Genomic DNA, 21055 nt, shown 5'->3' with positions numbered 1-21055 from the left:
GTGGGAAAACTCAACGTCTACCAACACGCATGGAATGCCGGTGTGCAGGATGCGGTTGCCCTCCCGCGCGTCGATCTGGAGAGGATGCGCCTTGCGGCGGAGGTGCAAACCAACCTCCTGCCTCTGGCCGTTGGCCGCGCGTTCACTCGCCCGGGCTTGGGGTTTCTGTCATCTACGAAGGGCAATCAGGTCACGCGCCTGAAAGAGTTCGTCTTTGGCGCGACAGACGCGGCATTGATGGAATTCTCGGATCAATCCCTTCGGGTTCGGGTCAACGATCAGCTGATTACCCGACCGGCGGTTACGGCATCCGTCGTGAACGGGAACTTCGGGTCAAGTTCCGGGTGGTCCCTTGATGCAACAGCCGGGGCGACTTGCGTAATCACCGGCAATACCTTGCAAATGCGCGCGCAGGCGAGGGGGGCAAGCGCTTCAGCTGACCAGCAGGTGACTGTCAATCAACAAGGCGTCGAGCATGCCCTCAGGATCGTCATCAATCTAGGCCCTGTCAACTTTCGATGCGGATCGACGCCGGGAGGGGATGAATACATTGCCGATACCGGCCTCACAGTGGGAACGCATTCTCTTGCATTTGTGCCGACGACGGGGAGCTTTTACATCTCCTTCCAAACGGAATCGCCCAATCTCTCCATCGTAAAATCCATCAATGTTGAGGCTGCGGGAGTATTGGAGCTTCCTACCCCATGGGCGGCTGGAGATATGGGATTGATGCGCTTTTCCCAGTCTGCTGATGTGGTGTTCGTCGCCTGTCGCGGATACCAGCAGCGCCGCATTGAAAGACGTTCTCCACGCTCCTGGTCAGTCGTTCTATATCTTTCGAACGATGGACCATTCGCAGTAGCCACAGATAACGCCATAAAGCTGACACCGAGCGAGACCGAGGGTGGAGGGACGCTTACCGCAAGCGCGCCATTCTTCAAGCCGTCTGATGTCGGAGCGATGTTCCGGCTCTTCCACAGCGGGTACAATTTCACAAATCAGCTTGCGGGAGACGATCAGTATTCCGATGCAGTTCGCGCCTCTGGCATCGAGGGTGACAATGAGGCTTTTCTTACGCTTAGCGGTACATGGTCAGGCACCATAACAGTTCAGTGGTCTTATGACGGACCGGATTCTGGATTCATCGACCAGAATACGCTTAAATTCACTGAGAATGGTAGATACGAGATAGACCCCGGCGAACGATATGATAACGTGGTGCTATATTACCGCGCGGGGTTTCTTCCCGGCGATTACGTCTCTGGCGTTGCCAATGTGAATTTCACCTATAAGGGCGGGGGCGGATACGGTATATGCCGCGTCACAGGCTTCAATAGCCCGACATCGGTTGCCATCGAAATTCTAAAGCCTTTCACATCTGTTAATCCTACAGCAGATTGGCGGCGCGGTGAATGGTCGGCGGATGGCGTGTGGCCTTCGGCGGTTGCTTTCGCTGATGGGCGTCTGTGGTGGTCAGGAGAGGACCGGATTTGGGGGTCGGTTTCGGACGCTTTTCACAGCTTTGATGAGGATTATGAAGGCGATTCCGCCCCGATATTACGATCCATCGCCATAGGCGGCATCAATGATACACAATGGCTCATGTCCCTTCAGCGGCTCGTCATTGGCACCGAGGGGGCTATAGCAGTTGCCAAATCATCATCCCTTGATGAGCCACTGACGGTCGACCAGTTTACGATCAAGGAATCATCCACGCTCGGCGTTGCGCCGGTCGAACCAGCCAAGATCGACAATCGCGGCCTGACCATTGAGCGCGCGGGCCGTATAGTGGTCGAAGTTGTCTTTGACGCTGGATCGGCTGATTACAAATCCGTCCAGATGTCGAAGCTGACCACGAAGATATTTTCCAGCGGGGTCCGAGAACTCGCCGTCCAGCGCCGACCGGATACCCGTATCTGGATCATCACCAATGACGGGAATTGCATCTGCTGCGTCTATGAGCCTGACCAGGAGGTGATGGCCTTCGTTCCGATCCAGACCGATGGCGCATTTGAAAGCGTTGCTGTGCTCCCTGCTGTCGATCAGGACCGGGTGTATTTCTCCATCAGGCGCACGGTGAACGGTCAGACAGTTCGTTACATCGAAAAGATGGCAATGGATGAAGAGGTTGTGCCTTCGACGCTAGCCAAGGTGATGGACGCGTATAGGGTCGGCTCCACCCCGGTGGCGAGCGCGACTATCAATGTAGGAACGCACGTCGCCGGTAAAAATGTCGTCGTCTGGGCGGATGGGAAACCCGTGGAGACCGCGAAGGGGCAAGCGGCGAAATTCACCGTGGCTGCAAATGGCAATATCACGCTACCCTACGCAGTAACGAACTGGATCGCCGGGCTTCCATACACCGTTCAATATAAATCAGCTCGCCTCGCCTATGGCGCGGAGGGCGGCACGGCCATGCTCCAGAAGAAAAGCGTGGATGAACTTGGCCTCATCATGACCGATTTCACACGATGGGGCGTCAAGGCCGGGTCCAGCTTCGATAGCCTCTATGATCTTCCCTCCAAGGTGTTCGGAATGGAAGTCCCGGATATTGTGCTGGGTGATGTTCATGACGAATGCCCCTTCACCCTCGGCGGATCGTGGGGCCTTGATTCCCGCGTCTGCATTGAATGGTCCAGCCCCTACACGGCGACCCTGTTGGGGATGACTGTCGCGGTTACGACGAACGGGTAGGCATGATCCAGATCGTTACCGTTGACGGCAGGGAGATCGTGAAGGCTTCCGGCCTGCAAATCGACATGCCTGTCTTTGCAAAAATCGTCTTGGAGGATGACACGCCGCTCGGGTGTTTTGGCCTCGCATGGGGCGGCGGTCGCTGTTGGGCGTGGTTGCAGGTCGAGAACTACCGTCCGGGGTACGCATTCCTTGTGCGCCGCGAGGGGCGCAAATGCCTTCGTAGCGCGGTCCAGCTTGGGGAAACGGAGGTCTATACGCCTCGCGACACTCAATATGCGTCATCGGAAAAGCTGTTGAAAATCCTTGGATTTGAATTCTTCGCCATGGAAGGCGAGCAGGAGATATGGCGATGGCAGGACTCGAAACAATAGGCGCATTCTTGCTCGGCGGCGGGGCGACGGCAGGAACGGCGACTGGTGCGAGCGCTGGCCTAGGAAGCACGCTTTCGACCATCGGAACCGTTGCGTCTGCCGGTGGAACTGTCCTGTCTGGCGTGGCTGCCAAGCGTGACGCTGATTTCGTCGCGGCGCAAGAACAGCAGCAGGCGGCAGAGGAGAGGGCAGCAGCGTCGAGGGAAGCGCAGCAAAAGCGCCGGGAAGGGGCCTTGGTGCAATCTCGTCAACAGGCTCTTGCCGCCGCCTCTGGCGCTGGGGCTGGGACCGATGCTCCAACCATCGTCAAGCTGATGACTGATACCGCCGGGCAGGCGGACTACAATGCGCGCACCGTACTTTATGGCGGCGAGCAACGGGCGCGTGGTCTTGAGGCGTCAGCCCGCGCTAGGAGGCGGAGCGGTACCGCCTCCCTTCTCGGCTCCATTGGGGGCGGCTTCGGGCAGGCGGTCAAGGGATTTAAGTAATGGCGAGACTGCCGACAAAATACGATCTATCCGGACCTGAGTCTTTGCGTAGCGGGCGCAAGATTGCCGTGCAGGATACGACGGCTATTGGTGCTGGTATCGCGCAGGCTGGGGCAGGCCTCACGGCGCTCGGGGACCAGTTGAAGCAGCAAGAAAATACGCTTGGCCTTGCACAGGCTGAGTCAACTCTGAAGACTGGGCTAATAGACACGCGCCGCGCCGCCGATGAAGACCCGGATTATAGCACATATGGAGAGCGGTACGGGAAATCCACCAATGAATTGGTGAACAAGGCGGCATCGTTCATCCGCGATCCGAATTTGCGACAGCGCTGGATAGAGGGTGCAAAGGTTGATGCCGCTTCAACCATGGCTGCCATTGATGCGAAAGCCGACGCGTTGGGTAAGCAGGCCACCATCGCGAGCATTGATGAAACGCTCGAAGCGCAGCGGCGCATTTATGTCGATCCGAACACGACGGAAGAGGAAAAGCAAAAGGCCCTTTCCGACATTCAGGGGACCATCGAGGTCTCGACACAAACCGGGATATTCACGCCGGATCAGGCTGACCAGCGTAAGCAGCAATATATCAGGAACGCGAATTTTAGCCGTGCAAAGCTTCTAGCCGAGGCAGACCCAACCGCCATAACCAGACCCGCGCCAAAAGAAGTTTCCGACCGCGCGGCGGCGGCGGTTGCGTTCTTTCAATCGAAGGGATGGACGAAAGAGCAGGCGGCAGGGATCGTCGGCAACCTGATAGCCGAAAGCAATCTTAGGACGGAAGCCCGCAACCCCGGCGACGGGCGTGATGGGTCAGACTCAATTGGGCTTGGTCAATGGAACGGCCCTCGCGCTCAGGCCCTGAAGCAATTCGCCGCGGCGAATGGTGGGGACTGGCGCGATTTCAACGTTCAACTCGCCTTCGTCCAGCACGAATTGGAGGGGTCCGAAAGCGCGGCAGCACAAGCTCTGAAGAATGCGCGCGATGTTCACCAAGCAACCGCAGCATTCGCGGGCTATGAGCGCCCGGCAGGCTGGTCTCCCGATAACCCGACCGGCGCGCACAATTTCAAGGGCCGACTAAAGTTCGCCAGCCAAGCGGCGGGGATGGACCCTAACCCGCAGTGGATGAAGGACCTTTCTCCAGAGGAAAGGGAGGCCACCTTTGACATAGCGGAGGCGGTTGAACGTCAGCGCGCCGCCGCCGAAGCAGCCGATTTTAAGGCAACGCAGGTTGCAACGCGAGATACCTATAATCTACGCATCGCGACGAATGACCCGACGCTTACACCTCAGGACATTCTCAGCGATGCGCGCATTGACGATGGCGACAAGGCGGCCCTGATCAACACCTACAACACCGCGCGCAAGGATGCCTTCGCAGGAGCGGAGGCAGTTCAGGCATTTGCCAACGGAACGCTCCAGGTCGATCCATATTCGAGCGAAGGAAAGAAGGCTGTTGATTTCATCGGGAAGGAGATCGAAAAATCCGTTCCGGCAGATCGTCAGCAGGCGGTCACAGAAAGCCTTGTTCGGCAGACTGGCCTTGTCCCACAGAACACGTTTAATTCAATCCGTGGTGGGCTTGAAAGCCAGAATGTGTCGGAAGTTGTTGCGGCAGCTCAGACCGCATCCCGCATAGCCCAGATAAGCCCACAGGCGCTTTCGCGCCGAGAGGGAGGCGCATCCGTCCAGAACGTGGCCGACGATTTCGGCTTTTACGTCAACACATTGAATTTGTCGCCAGAACAGGCCGCGCAGAAGATCATGGACATGCGCGATCCGGCAAAGCAGCGAGAGCGCAAGGCACTCGCCCCGGCGGCTAAGGAATTCGTCAAGCAGATCGAGAATGACGACATCGGCTCGATGTTCGATGAAAGCTGGTTGCCCTTCAATGACCCGAAGGTGGGGTTCAACGAAGCGCAGGCGCTTGGTATGCAGGCCGAATATCAGGCCATAGCCGAGGAGCAATTCTATCAGGCCAATGGCAATCCGGATGTGGCGAAGAATCGTGCGCAGCAGCACATGAAGCGCCTTTATGGCGTGACGGAGTTGACCGGCAGCAAGGTCGTTATGAAGCATCCGCCTGAACGATACTGGCCACCTAACACGGCCGTTTCCGGTGATCCGTTCCAATACGCAAAGCAGCAGTTATTCCAAGACCTCTATGCGATTGACCCCGAAATTGAGCGCTCAAAGATACAACTCGTGACCACGCCCGAAACAGATGCCATGATCAAGCGTGGCGAGATGCCAGCATATGCGGTGCTATATCCCGATAAGAACGGCTCCCTTCAAACAATGCCGGGCAAACTATGGCGACCTGACATCGCCAATGTGGAGCGGTCCATCAGGGAGCAGCAGGACGAAGCGGTAAAATCCGCTCGCGAGCAGGACCAAACATATCGAGAGAATATTATCCCTGGTCAGGATCGTGATGCGACCCTTGACAACTACCTCGACGGAAATCCGCTGACAGGGCAGGTGCAGTAATGCCTTTCATCGATGAGCGGCGCACTCCGCAAAATCTCGCCAATATCGCGCCGCTCGATCCGCCCGACGATCCGTCATTGCTCGAGACTTTCGGCGCAGCATTTCGAACCGAGAACGTAATCGGCTCATATCTCGCGTCGAGCGGTCATGCTGACCCGTATGAGGTGGAAGAGGGGTTCAACGCGATTGACTATGTGAAGGATGATCCGGAGTTTTCGGCCTACGTGGACGATTTCGCGGGCATTTTCAACAAGAAGGCCGCAGACGCACAAAAGGCGCAAATTAAGCGAGAGCTTGCAGACAAACGCACGATAGACGCGGCGGGAGCCATGGGCGTCATTGCGGCGATGGGCGCTGGCGTGTTCGATCTGCCCACGCTCCTTCCGGTAGGGGGCGGCGTCCTCGGCGCTGGCGGCTCGCTTCTGCGGACGGCTACCGGAGCCGCCATCGGCGCGGGCATAGACGCGAGTGTTTCCGAGGCGGGGCTACACCTCACGCAGGTCACGAGGACCGGCGAGGAAACCGTTTATAACGTTGGAGGCTCAATTCTTCTTGGGGGTGCGCTTGGCACGCTGGCGGGGCGCTATCTCTCGAATGAGGCCGCGTCAGGTCTGTCCCGAAAGATCGAAGGGCAAGAGCGCGGATATGATGAGTTCGACAACGCATTCATCGCCGCCGGTAAACCCGCGTCTGCTGGTGCCGCTGCCCGCGATACCGGGCCGCTGGTTCTCAAGGATGAGGCGATCATCAAGAATATCCCATTGGTGAACCGGCAAGACCCATTGATCCGGCTGCAATTGTCCGACTTGGACACGGCGCGGCAGACGGTGAGGCAGCTTGCGGAAACCCCGCTGGAATATGCTGACAATGCTCGCGGCGTTGCGACGGAAATTGGCGGCTCGGTCGAAACGCGCATGAAAATGTGGAATGCGCCTCTCGCGAAATCGCTTACCGATATCGACACGCTTTACGCCAGATACTTCAATGACGCGCCTGACCCCACGGCATGGCAAACGCGCCTTTCGCCTATCAAAGCTGAAATGCAGCGCATAACGGGCGGCACGAAGCTGACCTACAAGCAGTTCAAGGAAGAGGTCGGGAAAGCCGCATTTAACGCAGAGCAGCATCCCATACCGGCCGTCGCGGAAGCGGCAAAAGTCTATCGGCGAATCGATGAGGCGATGAAGAAGGCCGCAATTGAGGCACGGCTTTTTCCTGAAAATGTCGCGGTAATGGAGGATCTTTCCCACCTTTTCCGCATGTACAACAAGGACAAGATCATTGCGCGCCGCAGTGAGTTCGCCCGCATCCTCAATGACTATTTCATCACAAAACGGGACGAGGCGGCGCGTATCGGAAATACGGAGGATGTTGCTCGAGGCGCGAACGGCGCGGCGGACAAGGCAGATAGGAAGCTTGCCGATTTTGGCCGGCTGTCCGATGAAGAGTTGAGGGACATCGTTGACGAGACGATTGACACCATTCTCGGTAACGCGGATGGTCGTATCCCCTATGACAGCATCGTTTCCGGCCCGCGCGGCCCGCTGAAAGAGCGCCTCCTTCATATCGAAAGCGCCAAGATACAGGACTTTCTTGAACTCGATATCGAACTGGTGCTTCACGCCCAGGTGCGCACCATGTCGGCTGACGTGGAAATCGCCAAGAAATTCGGTGATCCGACCATGGCGGAGGAAATCCGCAAGGTCAATGACGAGGCGAACCGGAAGATTGCGCAGGTCGATGGGAGGGCTGATCTGGATGACGCGGCCAAAGAGAAGGAACGCACTCGGCTGGACAAGCAGCGCAAAGCGGCGATCCGGGATATTGAAGGCATCCGTGACCGTCTGCGCGGCCAATATGCGCTCCCGTCAAACCCGGATGGGCTGGTTCTTCGCGCCGGGCGCGTTGCGAGAAACCTAAACTATCTCCGGCTTCTCGGCGGCATGACGGTTTCTGCGATCCCCGATTTGGGCCGCGTCATCACGGTCCATGGCCTAACGAACGCCTTTGGGGATGGCTTCTTGCCAATGGTGCGTAACTTTCGAGCGTTTCGTTTGGCAGCGGACGAGGTGAAGGATACCGGGACCGCGCTTGATATGAAACTCGACACGCGCGCTATGGCGATAGCCGACATAACGGGCGAGTTCGGCAGACATTCTAAATTTGAACGAGGAATACAGTCCCTTTCTTCACGGTTTGGCCTCGTATCGCTGATGGCCCCCTGGAATGCCACGGTGAAGCAAATTTCCGGTGTGGTCACCATGTCTCAAGTACTGAAGGCTACACGGCGCGTGGCAGATGGCACCGCATCCCCGGACGACATTCGGAAGCTTGCCGCATCAGGCATCAATGAAGACCTTGCACAGCGCATTGCCAAAGAGTTCACGCAGCACGGCGATAATCAAGATGGGGTATTGCTGGCAAAAGCCGCTGACTGGTCCGACAAGCAGGCGAGGGAGGCTTTCCGTGCCGCTGTTGTCCGAGATGTGGACCGCATTGTCGTCACCCCGGGGCAGGATAAACCGCTCTGGATGAGCACCGAACTCGGAAAGACCGTCGGACAGTTCAAATCTTTCGGCATTTCCTCAATGCAGCGCGTTACATTGGCGGGATTGCAGCAACGGGATGCAGCGGTGTTGAATGGGGTTATGGTGTCCCTTGCGCTCGGGGCGTTCAGCTATTGGGCCAAGCAGGTCGTTTCTGGGCAGCCCATATCTGATAATCCTGCCCAATGGGCCGTTGAAGCCTTTGACAAATCTGGGTTGGTCGGCTGGCTGATGGAAGCCAACAATGCCGCCGAAAAGGCAACACGGGGAAGGGTTGGGCTATCCGCCGTCACCGGAGAGCAGGTATCGAGGTATGCAAGCAGAAACGTCACCGGCGCATTTCTCGGACCGACCCCCGATGCTATTGCTGATATTTTCCAGATATCTGGGTCTATCTTTGCGGGAGACACAACAAAAAGTGACCTGAGGAAGGCGCGGCAGTTGATCCCCATGCAGAACCTGTTCTACGTTCGATGGCTCTTTAACCAGGTAGAGGAAGCCGCTGGCGACAGTCTTGGCCTCCCTGAAACAAGGAATAAGTGATTGGTCGCGCAGTTTTTCCTGATGGCTGCATCTATCGCTGGATTTGTCTTCGCGTGGGGCGGTGTAGACCGATCTGAAGGCTGGCGGATAGCCGTGGGGTCACTCGTCGCGCTCATCTTTCTGGGCGCAACGTTTTCGCTTGGCCCGACGATGAAAGAGTACGGGGAATGCGAACGCTTCAGTAGCTTTGCCGAAAGCTGTTGAAGCGCGTGGGACGTAAAAGCCTCCTGCCGACCCGCCGAAGCGGGGGGGGTGGACATCAACGGGGTAGGGATCGAGCAGGAAGACTGTGGCCTCTCTCACCTACAACTCCTGCAACCGATTTATGAGAGTTGGATGCGAGGACTTTTTGATAGAGGGCTACCATAGTATCCACGTTATCACGCCACTCGTAACACGCAACGGCTCGCGCGCGCCCGGCAGCACCCATCTGACGCCGCAAGGCCGGATCGAGCACCAACTGGCGAAGCGCCTTGGCAGCCTCTCGCGGGCTCTCAGGCGGCACCACAAATCCGGTTTCTCCGCCGACAACAACTTCGGGCAAGCCGCCCACGTCCGAAACCACGACAGGAAGGCCGCAAGCGCCAGCCTCGATAATCGCGACACCGAAGCTCTCGCGCCGACTAAGAGCGGCGTAGATATCAAACTGGCGTAGGTGCTCTGGGACCGCCTCATGCGGAACCTGGCCAACAAATTCGACAATACCGGAAATGCCGAGATTGTGAGCGCGGGTTTTTAGCTCGTTCATTTGTGGGCCATGGCCTACCAGACGAAGACGAACTCGCTTAGCCGTTTCTGGGTTGCTATGATTCAATTCTTCCACGAGGAGGGCAACACTGTCGATCAATATATCGACGCCATAATGAGCGGCCATACCTTTAACGGTGCCGATAACGATTGTGCCGTGCGAGGTGCTGTCATCCTCTTCTCTTGGAGTAAACAGACGTGTGTCAACGCCAAATGGCGTGATCTCGATATCCCCAAGGGGGGCGACAAGTCGGGCTTGATCAGCCATTGCGTAGCTCGTGCTGGCGATCTGGTCAGCTGCCAGAAGATTGCGCTTGGAGAGCCACCTATGAAGGGGGGACTTTCCCGCGAAATCGTACACGTCGCTTCCCCAAACTGAGAGGATGTAAGGATGGAAATGAGCCATCCGCGCCGTCGTGCCATAACCCGATGCATAATGAGCGTTCATCAGGTCGGGGCGCTCTTCAGCAAGGATCGAGCGTAGTGCGCCAGCATTTAGAAAATACCCCACTTCTCCAGAGTAGGGCAGTCGCTTCACTTTGACCGCTGGGTCTAGGTTTCTCAGCGGGGCATGCTGACTTACAAGTACAATATCAACCCCCGCCCGGGAAAGACTGTTTGCCCAACGCACGGTGTGTATACTTGAGGCGGCCGCGAGGAGAAGAATTTTCATGTTTACAGCGTCACGCATAGAGCCTGGGCTCGCGGGATATTTTATCATTCAGACGAACCGCAGCCAGCGCGAGACCTATTACCATCCACATGGGCAGCATATAGATGACGGAAGATGGACCAATAGCACCGATTGAGAAGCCCGCAAAACTGAGAACCAGGGCGCTCCCAACATAGCGTAGGGTATGGTCACTAGATGACCGCCCGATTCCCCAGAGCCGCCAGACGAGAGAACAGACCCAGATAAAAAACAGCGCCGCGAACACAACGCCGCCATCAACCAGCAACTCTATCCAAAAATTGTGCATTGATCGAATGTTGCCGATTACTGCGTCAGCCGCTCTTTCCTGGACTGCTATGCTGCCACCAGCCCCTACGCCTAGGCCATAGGTTTCGTAGAGTGCATTGAGCCCATTGCGAATGAGTTGGATGCGAACATCATATGAACCGAGACGTTCTCCACGGCTTGGGTCGGCTAGCGCTTGTATATGGCTTCCCACTAGGGCGGGCCCCGCGATCATCATTGCAATAATCGTCGCGCCAAGTAGCATTTTGCCATAAAATCCAAGTCTGTGGGCAATGAAAAGTAGCGCCCATAATGCGATTACAATAGCGAACCCGATAGCCCCAGCCCGTGCATCTGTCATGCTGACCACGCAGTATGTGGAGAGAGCGCCGAGAACAGCTATCCACCAGCGCCCGGTAAGCAGAAACAACGGAAGCATGAGAACAAGCGTTGCTGCAAGATTGTTAGGGTTTCCTGTGAAGCCGGTGGGCCACCCGAGCGTATCATAGATTTGCCGGGGTGATTGCCCGGCGAAACTGATGGGCTCTTGCCCGACAATCCAGCGTAAAGGCGAATATGGTGAAGATGGGAGCCTAAAAAATCTCAGCCCCTCCATGATCGAGATCGTTATTTCTATCGAAATCGTCGCCATGATGACCAAGAGGGCTGAGCGCAATCGTTCAACCGTACGGCATATTTCAGCTGTATAATATACAGTAAGAACGCCCATGCCCACGTAGACGCAATATTGAAGCGCATATAGCCGGTTAGGCGACCAAAGGATGGATAGGCCATACCATCCGAGGAAGAAGATAAAAAAGGCAGCATCCCATCGAAGGGATTTAGGGGGCAGAATGATGCCATTCCTGAATAAAGATATAGCCGTGCGGATCAGGAGCGCGAGCAATACCAAGTGAAAAAGATAGAGCTTGGAATATGCTATGGCTGGCCCAAGCAGCACCGCAACCAGAAATAGGGATTCTATGAATGGAAGTTTTTCAGCAGGGAGAAAAATAGTGCTTGGAAGAAGCTTCCACCATTGGGAGTTTCTTGAAGATACATCGGTATGAAGCATGCTACTTTACGGCTCCCCACGGCCTCTCTTTATTACCCTTGACGCAGAAACCGTGATGCCGAAGCCCACATCTGCCACCCCCATAACCCTCCTATGAGGATTACAAGAAAATATCGCACCGCTGAAAATTCCGGTCGAATGAGGGCAACAATACTCGCGCCAAAGGATGCAAGCAACACCGGACGCCACACTGCGACAACCATGCGATTCATTGTGAGGCCAACGAGAATGCCAGATGCTGCGGTAATAGCCATATATCCAATAGCGCTTACAACCGAGAATAGAACTATCGCGATGTATGCCGAACCGAGCGCGGCTCCGACGAGAAGCGCCGCAACCCGGACCGCCACTAATGACGCTTGCAATGCCATGTTGAGTTTTTGGGCCTCGACGGCAATAAGTACAACCCCGAGAGGAGCGGCGACGAACTGAGAGCCAGCCCATGTCGCCGTCCACGCCACCACCCATCCGGCATCCGCCCACTCTTTACCAAATAGGGTGGAAACGAAGTCGGGAATAATGACGGCCGCGATTGCAAACGGGGGAAGCGCCATCACGGTCAGAAGCTGGATAAGGCCTTCCAGCAATTTCGCGGTAGTACCGGTGCGTTGCGCTTCAACGATCCGTGGCTGAAGGACTTGGGAAAGGGCCGTACCAACAAGCCTCAAGGGGGCCGTGAATACGCGGTTGGCAAGCGTGTAGTACCCCGCCACAATGGGGGAGAATAGGGTTGCAAGCAGCAATATAGGGGCTTGAGCGCCTGCTATGTCGAGAAGCCCAGCCCAACTGTCATAAAGGGGGAATTTTCGGTAGCGCTTCGCCGCCCATGCAATTCCGCGGCGACGAACTGCGAGGCCGCGACGTCGATTGTCAGCAATCATTTGGATGGCGAGTCGTGACAGCCCTGCGCATTGGCCGATTATTTGCCCAATGACGAGGGCCAATGGACCAATCCCCATCAAGCCGAGCGCTAATTGGCTTCCGGGGCCGGCAATGCCCTGCTGAATGCGGGTGCGCGCGATAGTACCGAAGGCGGATTTCCGCACGGCCCAATAGTTGGCGACCTTATATGCACTGAGTGTTGCTATCCCGACAGCCACCAGAGCAGCAAAAACCCAAACTGGGATATCAAGCGCGCGGGCCATTTCGCCCCCCAGCCAGAGGGCCGCAACCCCAGAAACTACGGACACTGCGATTAGCAATGCGAGCGAGAGGGCCGCTAGGTGCCAAGCCCCTCGGTCGGTTCTGGGTAGCGGAATGGCGAATTCATATCGCAGGGAACTGACTACACCAATTATGCCGACAATCGAGGCGAAGGTGGCTGCCAGCCCATGGGCTTCCGGGGGATATAGTCGTGTCAGAACCGGCAAGACCGCCAGCGCGATTATTTGCGCCAATGCTGCGGCACCCGAAAGCGTACTGAGGTCGCGCAAAAGCCGTTGTCTGGGGAGGATATTCTTGACGCCCCAACTCATCGCGCAGCGCTCATTCCGGGAAATTTGAAAGTTAATCGGCCCTCCCACTAACAAGCACAAGTGGAGGTCGTCAAGCGCGCCTAATCTAGGCGTTTTTCAATGGAGAAACCCATGGGAATTATCATAGACCGCACTGACGGGTTAGCCTCGTCTTCGGCCATGAAAGGGCCGGTGCGTTGCGCCACGACACAGAACATCATTCTCAGCGGCTTGCAAGTCATTGACGGGATTGCCGTTCAGGAAGATGACCGCGTTCTGGTCAAGGATCAGACGGACGCCCGTGCGAATGGCCTTTATGTCGCCTCTGTTGGTTTATGGCGTAGGGCGCGGGACTTCAACAACACCCGCGATGTCCGCAAGGGCACGATGGTTATCGTCACTGACGGGGAAATCAACAGCGGGGAATGGTATGTCACGACCGCAAACCCAGTCGCAATCGACATTTCAGAGATAACATTTGCGCGGGTGCTCACCTTCGGTTTGGCCCCAGGTGAGATCATGGCCGCTGTCGTTTTCGAGACGAAGGCACAGGCTGACGCCAATCTCGACTACCCGGAATTGACGGCTGCATGGGTTGTTGAAGACCAAGACCCCAACAACAATGGCATTTACCAGAAGCAGGGAGACGCCGGGTCTGGGTCGTGGCTCAAGCTTGGCGATTTCCCACGAAGCTGGACGCCGCTTTATCGGATCATCCTGCGCGGTCAAGACAGGGTGATGGAAATATATGACTGGACCGGCGGCTGGGGCGCGAAGCCACCCACAGGATACATTGGCCCGAATGGTCTAACTCAAGACATAGATGAGGCGACGAACATTCGCGGGCAACGCGGCCTTGATGGCCCCGGCACTGGCGATATGCTTCAAGCAACCTACGATCCAACCGGGGTCAGCAAAAACGCATTTGACGGCTTCCCTGTGGGCAACCGTCCCACCCTGAAGGCACTCGACACTAGCCAATTCTCAGCAGCATTCTTGACGGAAGCGGGGCGTGAAGGGAAGTTTGTCTGGAGATTGGGCGATTATTCCGCGCTGATTGCCGCTGATACGCAGGAAGGCATTTATCTCAAATCCAATGGCGTTCCTGCTTCGCAAGGCGCATGGGTCCGGGAATATAATGGACCGATGCAAGCGCGATGGTTCGGCGCGTCAAAAGGTGGTTCACTCGTCCAAAACAAAGCCGCTCTTCAAGCCGCAATTACGATGGCTGACGCCACGGGCGGCGCGGAGATCGAGATTTGGGAGCCTTACGGCTATAAACTGCTCGCGATGGATACCCATCCTGACCTTTCGCACTGCGTCAACGATGTGGTCGTGCGCGATGGTTCACCGGGTTCCAGCTATGCCCCACCAAATAAAGACGGCGCTCAGGTGCGTTACTTCTTCTCAACGCACCAAGCGGGGGCAATGAGTGATAGTGGCGGCCTTCGCATATTCTCCAAATGGCCACCATACCTGTTTATTTCAAATAACGCGGTATACGCCGCGCCGGGAGACCCTACACGCACCGCGCTCGATAATCGCCGCGCAACGGTGTTGTTTGCGAACAATGGTCAGGCGAACTGGGTTTTAGGGCAGGGGACGGAATCTGGGGCTAATCTCACAGACGATCAGATGTCCGCGTTTTGCATAAATGTCTTTAACGTCCCGGCCTACGGGATAACTCAGTCAAGAGTGTTCGAGATGCTCAAGACTGACCTGAGCGTTTTCTGGGACACTGGATCGTGGGCCATACGCTACCGACCAACAGCACCGGCCACGCTCACGCTGTCTACAAGGGACGCGGTAGACAACAGCATCCTGCTGAAAAGCGCCTTGAATGATTGCGGCATCATTGCATCTGGGAAACAGCAAGTTGGCGATACGGAGTCCTTATCTTTTAAGGCTAACACCGCGATCCGATGGTCAATTTATCGCAATGGTGGGTTTATCCCCGGGATGGACAATCTTAACGATGTCGGCCATCCGTCTTTCAGGCTCCGCAATATCTACGCCGTTACATCGACTATCGGCACTTCTGACGAGCGGGAAAAGGTCGGCATAATCGACGCGACCGATGACGACGCCGCGCTTCGAGCAATCCGCAAGGTGAAGTTCAAACGCTGGCAGTTCCGTGATGCAATCGCCCTCAAGGGAGAGGATAAAGCGCGCCTGCATTTTGGCGTCATAGCGCAAGAAATCAAAGCCGCTTTCGAATCGGAAGGGTTAGATGCTTTCCGATATGGCTTGCTTTGCCACGACACATGGGATGCATCGCCGGCCGAACTTGACGACGAGGGTAAAGAGATCAAGCCTGCCATCCCAGCCGGGGACCGCTACGGAGTGCGTCTTGACCAAGTGTTGGCGCTAAAGCTGGCCGCCATAGAGCAAGACCTCGCACCCCACCAAGCCTAGCATACCCATACATCCAAAATACCACCCGCACCGCCCTCTGAGGCGGTTTTTTTATGTCGAAAGGAAAGATCATGGACAGAACCGTTCCTCACGGCGCGGCGCTTTTGCTCGACTTCATCCGCCAGACGGAGACGGGCCGGAGCGATCGGGCCTCTTACGATGTTATCTACGGACACAATCAGGATAAGCTCTCAAAGCCAATCACCAGCATGACGATTGGCGAACTGGTGGACGCGCAGGAGGGCTTTACCCGGCGCTTCAAATCGTCGGCATCCGGCGGCTACCAGTTCATGCGGGCCACGCTGCAAGGGCTGGCGAAAGAGCTTGGTCTGAGCGGCAAACAGGTATTTGACCCTGACCTACAGGATCGGCTCGCCTATCATCTGCTCAAGCGGCGCGGGTATGAGGATTTCGCAGCAGGGAAAATCAGCCGGGCGGAATTTGGCAAGCGTCTCGCGATGGAGTGGGCCTCGTTCCCGGTGCTTACCGCGACCAAGGGCGCGCATCAGCAGCTTAAGCGCGGGCAGTCCTATTACAGCGGCGATCCTCTCAACAAAGCCCTTGTCCCCCCGGCAAAAGTGGAGGCTGTGCTTGAAAAGGTTCGCGTGGCCGCGCAGGCCGTAGCCGCCGCACCTGTCGCGCCACCTGAAACCATGACCGTCAAAGAAACAGTGGTGGCCGACCCCGGCGAGCTGGAAAAGCACCCGGCCAAGAGCAAGACCACTTGGACGTGGGCGCTGGCCGGTGTTGGCGCTGGCGTTTCCGCTGCCGGTGAATTTCTCGGTGGCCTCGATTGGCGCGCGCAGCTGCTCATCAGCGCGGCTATCGTCGCTTTTGCCGTCTACGGCATCAAGCGCCGTGTCGATCTCTTCCGGGCGGTCAAAGACCTGAAATCGGAGATGGGGGCGTAATGCTGGCGCTCCTCAAATATTGGCAGATCGGCGCGGGGGCGGCGGTGGGCGCGCTGCTCGCCGCCGGTCCTGTCTATCTGTACGGCGCGGCGAATGGGCGTCAGCAAGCGGCCCTGTCGGCGGCAGAGGCAACGGTAGCGGCAATCTCGAAGAGGGGTGACATTGATGAAAAGATTATTGGCATGGACGGCTATCGCCTCTGCCTTGAGCTTGGCGGCGGGGTGTCAGAGTGCGCCGATCAACTGCGCCGGGTGGGAGCCGATCAGCCTTAAGCCCGCGACGGCGGTCTATCTCGCGGGCAATGATATCACCGCAGGGCAGGGGATTGCGGGGCATAATGCTTATGGCAAATCGGCGGGGTGCTGGTGATGAAAGACCAGATCGCGGATCGAGTAACGGCGGCAGTCGCCACCGGTGCGGCCACCAACCCCGTATGGCTTCCATATCTTGAGCACGGCCTGTCCATAGTTCTTTCGGCGCTGGGCATCGTCTGGCTGCTGGTCCAGATTTATTACAAGGTTCGGAACGGGCGATAGCCCTTGGGGTGCATGGCCCTGCCGGTCTGGCCTGCCGGATAAGGGGTTATCTCCAACTCTGGGCCAATATGAAAGGCATCCTCGGATATAACGCCACTTTCACGCCACCTGATTTCGCCCCCGGTGCTTCACGGCGCTGGGGGCTTCTTTATGCGTTTTGGAACCCATTTCCCAAACCGGCGTTGCGGCGGCATGGACAGAGGTTATTTCCACCCGCCGGTGAGTATCGAGTTGCCGTCTGATCGGATCGGGGTTTGTCGCAACGTCACGTCGGCAGCAGAGGCGGCGGAAATTCTGCTGTACCGCTGGCCAGAAAAGCGCGGACGACGACACCAGGAGGCTTTGCGAGTATGCCTTGCGGTGCTTGAGGGGCAGGAGCCTGCCAATGCCGTGAGGCAAGCCCTCATTGATGCTGCCGGAGAGGCAGGTGTCCACGTTCGGCAGTGATGGTCATTAAGATATTTCTCCATATTTGCTTTTTTAATAAAATCGACACAGCCGGATACACCAATAAGTAGCCAAACTATAAGATCGCTAACCTTCGCCCATTGCTTAATTAGCTCGATCAAACCTTAAATGCGGATGTCGTTATCTTTCACTGATCTTTCAAAAGGGGGCGGAATATGGCTAAGGAGCCGACCAGGCAGGAAAAGCTGGTTTTCATCATTGGGGAGCTCCATGAGTTGATGAAAATAGCTGCTAGCGAAAACCTCGACATGCTCGTCTACATGCTGGATATGGCCCGGATCGAGGCAGAGGACACGCTCAATGGGATGGTGAGCGTCAAGCGCCAATGAGTGCGAGGACGACAGATATAGGTGACCCGGAGGTCGCCTCCTTGATCTGATCCATCTGCGCGTTAACTGATCTAGCGGGAAATATCATTTCGGATTTGACACCTATAAGTGTCATGTGCTGATTCCCACGACTTTAGCGAACAAAACAGGAGATATGGATGAACAATCAGGAAAACGCATATTCGCCGGAACTGGCCAAAGAGGGCCGAGATCTGGTCAAGGCTTTTTTTCAAATCGCCGACCCCGCGAAACGCCAGAAGGCTATGGCCTATGTGATGTCGCTGGCCGAGCCGCAGAAAGCCTCAAAGGCTGCCTGATGCAGATGGAGCGCGAAAATCTCGCGCTCATCTCCGAGCGGCGATTATTTCTGCTCATCCCTTTTTAATGCGTCCCCGCGGTGATCACCGCAATACCACTCGACGCCATATCGACCACCAAAGCCAAAACTCCCCCATTTCTTACAGCCCGGATGCATGCACCAGTGCTCGTCAATGCCGGGCTTGGTCCTAGGTAGCTCGATCAGGGTATTATCGTCGCTCATGCCGCCGCTTTCTCGACTAGCACCAGTTCATCATCCGGCAGCGGGCGCTGAAGCTGCTTGGCGATATCCCACGGCGCGGTGAGCCACATCTCGATCTCATGCTCACTCGTCAGGATCACCGGCATTGCCTTGGGGTGGATCGGGGCGACAACGGCGTTGGGCTGGCAGGTCAGAAACGCGAATATCTCGCATTCCACCGGGCCTTCCTTTTTCTTACGCGTCGCAGTCCAGGGCGTCCATATCCCCGCAAATGCATAGAGCGGCTTGCTTTGGTCCAGTGCGAACCAGTGCAGCGGCTTGCGCTTGGTTACCGGGTCCGGCTCCTGTCCATACTCCGAAAAACTCGTGGCCGGGACAACGCAGCGATTCCCAACGCCAAGCCATCGGCGCCAGTGAGGGGAGGCGACATTGCGGATATTGGTCACGCCGCTATCCACATCGCTTTTCAAAAATTGCGGCGGGGTCGGCATGCCCCAGCGCACCATCGCCAGTTCGCGCTCGGCGCCGTTATTCCGGACCACGGGAGCGGCATAATCGGGATAGATATCGAGCGTCGGGTCGAGGCGATTGGTTAGGTCGGCGCCAAACTTAAACAGCCGCCGCATCGCCTCGTGCGTCGTCGTCACGTTGTATAGATTGCACATGCTAGTCTCCATCTGCACTGTTGCAGTCCCGAAGATGCTGTCACCGGCTCGCCCGCATTTGGAGCAAACCAATCGCCTCTCATACGACCGCATTCTGGCTTTTGGGTTGATGCGGGCGAGTAGAACAAGTCGATCCAAGCTGTTCAAATTCCCGCATGTCAGGCAATAGGCATAGATATCATCGGATGACGGGATATCCAGCAGCGTCGTTCTCTCTGCCACCTCGCGAAGCTCTATGCCGCGGTTCCATGGCAGCTTGCGCCATTTCCACCACAGATGACCTTTGCCTCGGTCCGCAGGGTTGAAATGTACCCCGTCGAATCGCTCCCTGAAGATATGGGCTTTCTCAGCGTCGGCGAAACAAAAGACTGTATACCATTCGTCTTCGTGCTGGACGCTGTGCCCGCGCGGCGAGCAGCCAAGTGAACGGGCAACTTCATGAATTGCAACTCGCGCTTGGAAACCTCCGCGCTGACAGAGCGCCACCTGATGAGGGAAATCGTGGTCGATCTGCCAACTGGACAGCATTCCCTTGTGCCGTGTCATGATGCATCACCGACCTAGCCCAGTTGGCTGTACCGGTTGGGCTTCTTGTTCTCATTTTGTTCGCAACATGAATGAGAGTCAACCGGGGTCGTTTCGGAGTGCCGTTTATGATGGCGCGATCACTCACACCACCCACGGCGCTTGCCTTTCCAAGGCCGCGCCAGAAGCTCAGATATAAGCACGTCGCCCACATCGTGACCATTGACTGATATCGTCGCCAGTGTGCGCCCGTAGCGGTCCTTGATGCGGCCTGTATCCGGGTCGCCGCGCTTGATGACGGGATCGCCGGTCGCGAGCAATTCCGCGAGCCGACGTTTGGCGACCAGTCCCAGCCGCCGCTCTGCATCACATCGAGGGTGACCGATCTCCGGCGCGTCGATGTTGGCGATTCGGATGTGCTCGTCATGGATGGTGATGGTGTCACCGTCGATTGTGCAAATCTGATTCGCGCAGGTCGGAGCGGCACGGGCTGACCCGGCTAGTGCGAGAATCATGACGCAGGCCGCTGGCGTGATTACAATTCGATGCATGGGGTGATCCTATAGCGGGGGCCGCTCTCAATAGGATGAAGCTGCCTCTTAGGTTCATTGAACCTTCCGGGCACTATGTATACAGAGCGAAAAATTTAAGGATATCAGGGGTTCGGATGGTGGGCGTGACAGGGATTGAACCTGTGACCCCTACGATGTCAACGTAGTGCTCTCCCGCTGAGCTACACGCCCATCCGACGAGGGCGCATACACCATATCGGAATGCGCCCGTCAATGCCTGATTTCGAAGTTTCGCCGGTTTTCTTTTTCCGGTGGAAGACTTTTATCGGGCGGCGTGACATCGCCCGGAAAATCCGGGCACCTTTCGATGCCCGGGCCGACGGTCAGGCGGCCACCAGCATTTTTTCGATCTCGTTGACGAGATCGCGCAAATGGAATGGCTTCGACAGCACCTTTGCATCGCGCGGCGCGTTCGAATCGGGATTGAGCGCAACCGCCGCGAAGCCGGTGATGAACATGACCTTGAGGTCGGGGTCGATCTCCGTCGCGCGGCGCGCCAGTTCGATTCCGTCCATCTCGGGCATGACGATGTCTGTCAGAAGCAGGGAGAAGGGCTCTTCGCGAAGTCGCTCATAGGCGCTGGCGCCATTATCGAAGTGGGTCACATGATAGCCCGCCTTCTCAAGTGCCTTCACCAGAAAGCGACGCATATCGTTGTCATCTTCCGCTAGAAGAATTCTTTTCATTGGTCTGTCCGAAATTTCCTGGCCACCCGCGGCGTGCCCGCTCCATCTTCAATGGCA

Annotated in this window: 20 protein-coding genes and 1 tRNA gene; 13 read left to right on the top strand and 8 right to left on the bottom strand. The window is 56.8% G+C overall.

Translation table 11 applies throughout. The annotated features are described in order from the left end of the window. Genes ACOWVG_RS07220 through ACOWVG_RS07195 form a run of 6 tightly spaced genes read left to right on the top strand, consistent with a single transcriptional unit; the run spans position 1 to position 9341 of the window. The gene (locus ACOWVG_RS07220; RefSeq protein WP_420961050.1) at positions 1–2694 is read left to right on the top strand and encodes a hypothetical protein; all 2694 of its coding nucleotides are present in this window, start codon (positions 1–3) and stop codon (positions 2692–2694) included. A 2-nt stretch (positions 2695–2696) separates the two neighbouring features. After that, entirely contained in the window at positions 2697–3068 is a 372-nt protein-coding gene (locus ACOWVG_RS07215) for a hypothetical protein (protein WP_420961048.1), read from the top strand. Beyond that, complete coding sequence (locus tag ACOWVG_RS07210; protein ID WP_420961046.1) at positions 3047–3556, top strand: hypothetical protein; 510 nt, start codon at positions 3047–3049, stop codon at positions 3554–3556. Before ACOWVG_RS07215 ends, ACOWVG_RS07210 begins: the two co-directional genes overlap by 22 nt. Next, positions 3556–6048: a phage tail tip lysozyme gene (locus ACOWVG_RS07205; RefSeq protein ID WP_420961043.1), complete on the top strand. Its 2493-nt coding sequence runs from the start codon at positions 3556–3558 to the stop codon at positions 6046–6048. Before ACOWVG_RS07210 ends, ACOWVG_RS07205 begins: the two co-directional genes overlap by 1 nt. Next, complete coding sequence (locus tag ACOWVG_RS07200) at positions 6048–9137, top strand: hypothetical protein (RefSeq protein WP_420961041.1); 3090 nt, start codon at positions 6048–6050, stop codon at positions 9135–9137. Before ACOWVG_RS07205 ends, ACOWVG_RS07200 begins: the two co-directional genes overlap by 1 nt. Next, the gene (locus ACOWVG_RS07195; RefSeq protein ID WP_420961039.1) at positions 9138–9341 is read left to right on the top strand and encodes a hypothetical protein; all 204 of its coding nucleotides are present in this window, start codon (positions 9138–9140) and stop codon (positions 9339–9341) included. It begins immediately after the preceding gene. 55 nt (positions 9342–9396) lie between these two features. On the opposite strand, the gene ACOWVG_RS07190 is transcribed toward ACOWVG_RS07195, so the two are convergent. From ACOWVG_RS07190 to ACOWVG_RS07180, 3 genes are read right to left on the bottom strand one after another with little or no spacing between them, the layout of a single operon-like run. Next, entirely contained in the window at positions 9397–10557 is a 1161-nt protein-coding gene (locus ACOWVG_RS07190) for a glycosyltransferase (protein WP_420961037.1), read from the bottom strand. Positions 10558–10567: 10 nt separating this feature from the next. After that, complete coding sequence (locus ACOWVG_RS07185) at positions 10568–11917, bottom strand: O-antigen ligase family protein (RefSeq protein ID WP_420961034.1); 1350 nt, start codon at positions 11915–11917, stop codon at positions 10568–10570. A 32-nt stretch (positions 11918–11949) separates the two neighbouring features. After that, a complete protein-coding gene (locus tag ACOWVG_RS07180) occupies positions 11950–13392 on the bottom strand; it encodes an oligosaccharide flippase family protein (RefSeq protein ID WP_420961031.1) in 1443 nt (480 codons plus the stop codon). A gap of 111 nt (positions 13393–13503) precedes the next feature. Between ACOWVG_RS07180 and ACOWVG_RS07175 the strand changes: the two genes are divergently transcribed. The 7 genes from ACOWVG_RS07175 to ACOWVG_RS07145 all read left to right on the top strand — a co-directional run bounded on the left by ACOWVG_RS07175 (position 13504) and on the right by ACOWVG_RS07145 (position 18347). Beyond that, positions 13504–15786 (top strand): tail fiber domain-containing protein, encoded by a 2283-nt coding sequence (locus ACOWVG_RS07175; protein WP_420961029.1) that lies wholly within the window; start codon positions 13504–13506, stop codon positions 15784–15786. A gap of 71 nt (positions 15787–15857) precedes the next feature. After that, on the top strand, positions 15858–16697 hold the full coding sequence (locus ACOWVG_RS07170; protein WP_420961028.1) for a hypothetical protein: 840 nt from the start codon (positions 15858–15860) through the stop codon (positions 16695–16697). Further along, positions 16697–16969, top strand: coding sequence for a hypothetical protein (locus ACOWVG_RS07165; RefSeq protein WP_420961026.1), 273 nt, complete (start codon positions 16697–16699; stop codon positions 16967–16969). The genes ACOWVG_RS07170 and ACOWVG_RS07165 overlap by 1 nt, the downstream gene beginning before the upstream one ends. A 96-nt stretch (positions 16970–17065) precedes the next feature. After that, a complete protein-coding gene (locus ACOWVG_RS07160) occupies positions 17066–17233 on the top strand; it encodes a hypothetical protein (RefSeq protein ID WP_420961023.1) in 168 nt (55 codons plus the stop codon). Positions 17234–17383: 150 nt separating this feature from the next. Beyond that, positions 17384–17680 carry a DUF982 domain-containing protein gene (locus ACOWVG_RS07155; RefSeq protein ID WP_420961021.1) on the top strand — a complete coding sequence of 99 codons (297 nt, stop codon included), beginning with the start codon at positions 17384–17386 and terminating at the stop codon, positions 17678–17680. Between the two features lie 176 nt (positions 17681–17856). Further along, positions 17857–18030: a hypothetical protein gene (locus ACOWVG_RS07150; RefSeq protein WP_420961020.1), complete on the top strand. Its 174-nt coding sequence runs from the start codon at positions 17857–17859 to the stop codon at positions 18028–18030. A gap of 158 nt (positions 18031–18188) precedes the next feature. Next, positions 18189–18347, top strand: coding sequence for a hypothetical protein (locus tag ACOWVG_RS07145; RefSeq protein ID WP_420961017.1), 159 nt, complete (start codon positions 18189–18191; stop codon positions 18345–18347). Between the two features lie 44 nt (positions 18348–18391). Here the strand turns inward: ACOWVG_RS07145 and ACOWVG_RS07140 are convergent, their stop codons facing one another. The 5 genes from ACOWVG_RS07140 to cpdR all read right to left on the bottom strand — a co-directional run bounded on the left by ACOWVG_RS07140 (position 18392) and on the right by cpdR (position 20998). After that, positions 18392–18505 carry a hypothetical protein gene (locus tag ACOWVG_RS07140; RefSeq protein ID WP_420961658.1) on the bottom strand — a complete coding sequence of 38 codons (114 nt, stop codon included), beginning with the start codon at positions 18503–18505 and terminating at the stop codon, positions 18392–18394. A gap of 62 nt (positions 18506–18567) precedes the next feature. After that, positions 18568–19215, bottom strand: a complete 648-nt coding sequence (locus ACOWVG_RS07135; protein WP_420961657.1) for an SOS response-associated peptidase — start codon at positions 19213–19215, stop codon at positions 18568–18570. Positions 19216–19880: 665 nt separating this feature from the next. Next, complete coding sequence (locus tag ACOWVG_RS07130; protein ID WP_420961015.1) at positions 19881–20291, bottom strand: thermonuclease family protein; 411 nt, start codon at positions 20289–20291, stop codon at positions 19881–19883. Positions 20292–20408: 117 nt separating this feature from the next. Next, positions 20409–20483 (bottom strand) — tRNA-Val (locus tag ACOWVG_RS07125). 152 nt (positions 20484–20635) lie between these two features. Continuing rightward, positions 20636–20998 carry a cell cycle two-component system response regulator CpdR gene (cpdR, locus tag ACOWVG_RS07120; RefSeq protein ID WP_183433078.1) on the bottom strand — a complete coding sequence of 121 codons (363 nt, stop codon included), beginning with the start codon at positions 20996–20998 and terminating at the stop codon, positions 20636–20638. Between the last annotated feature and the right edge of the window lie 57 nt (positions 20999–21055).

This window comes from Brucella sp. IR073, assembly GCF_049065735.1.
Taxonomy (GTDB): Bacteria; Pseudomonadota; Alphaproteobacteria; order Rhizobiales; family Rhizobiaceae; genus Paramesorhizobium.
This window is presented reverse-complemented; position numbering and strand designations above follow the sequence as displayed.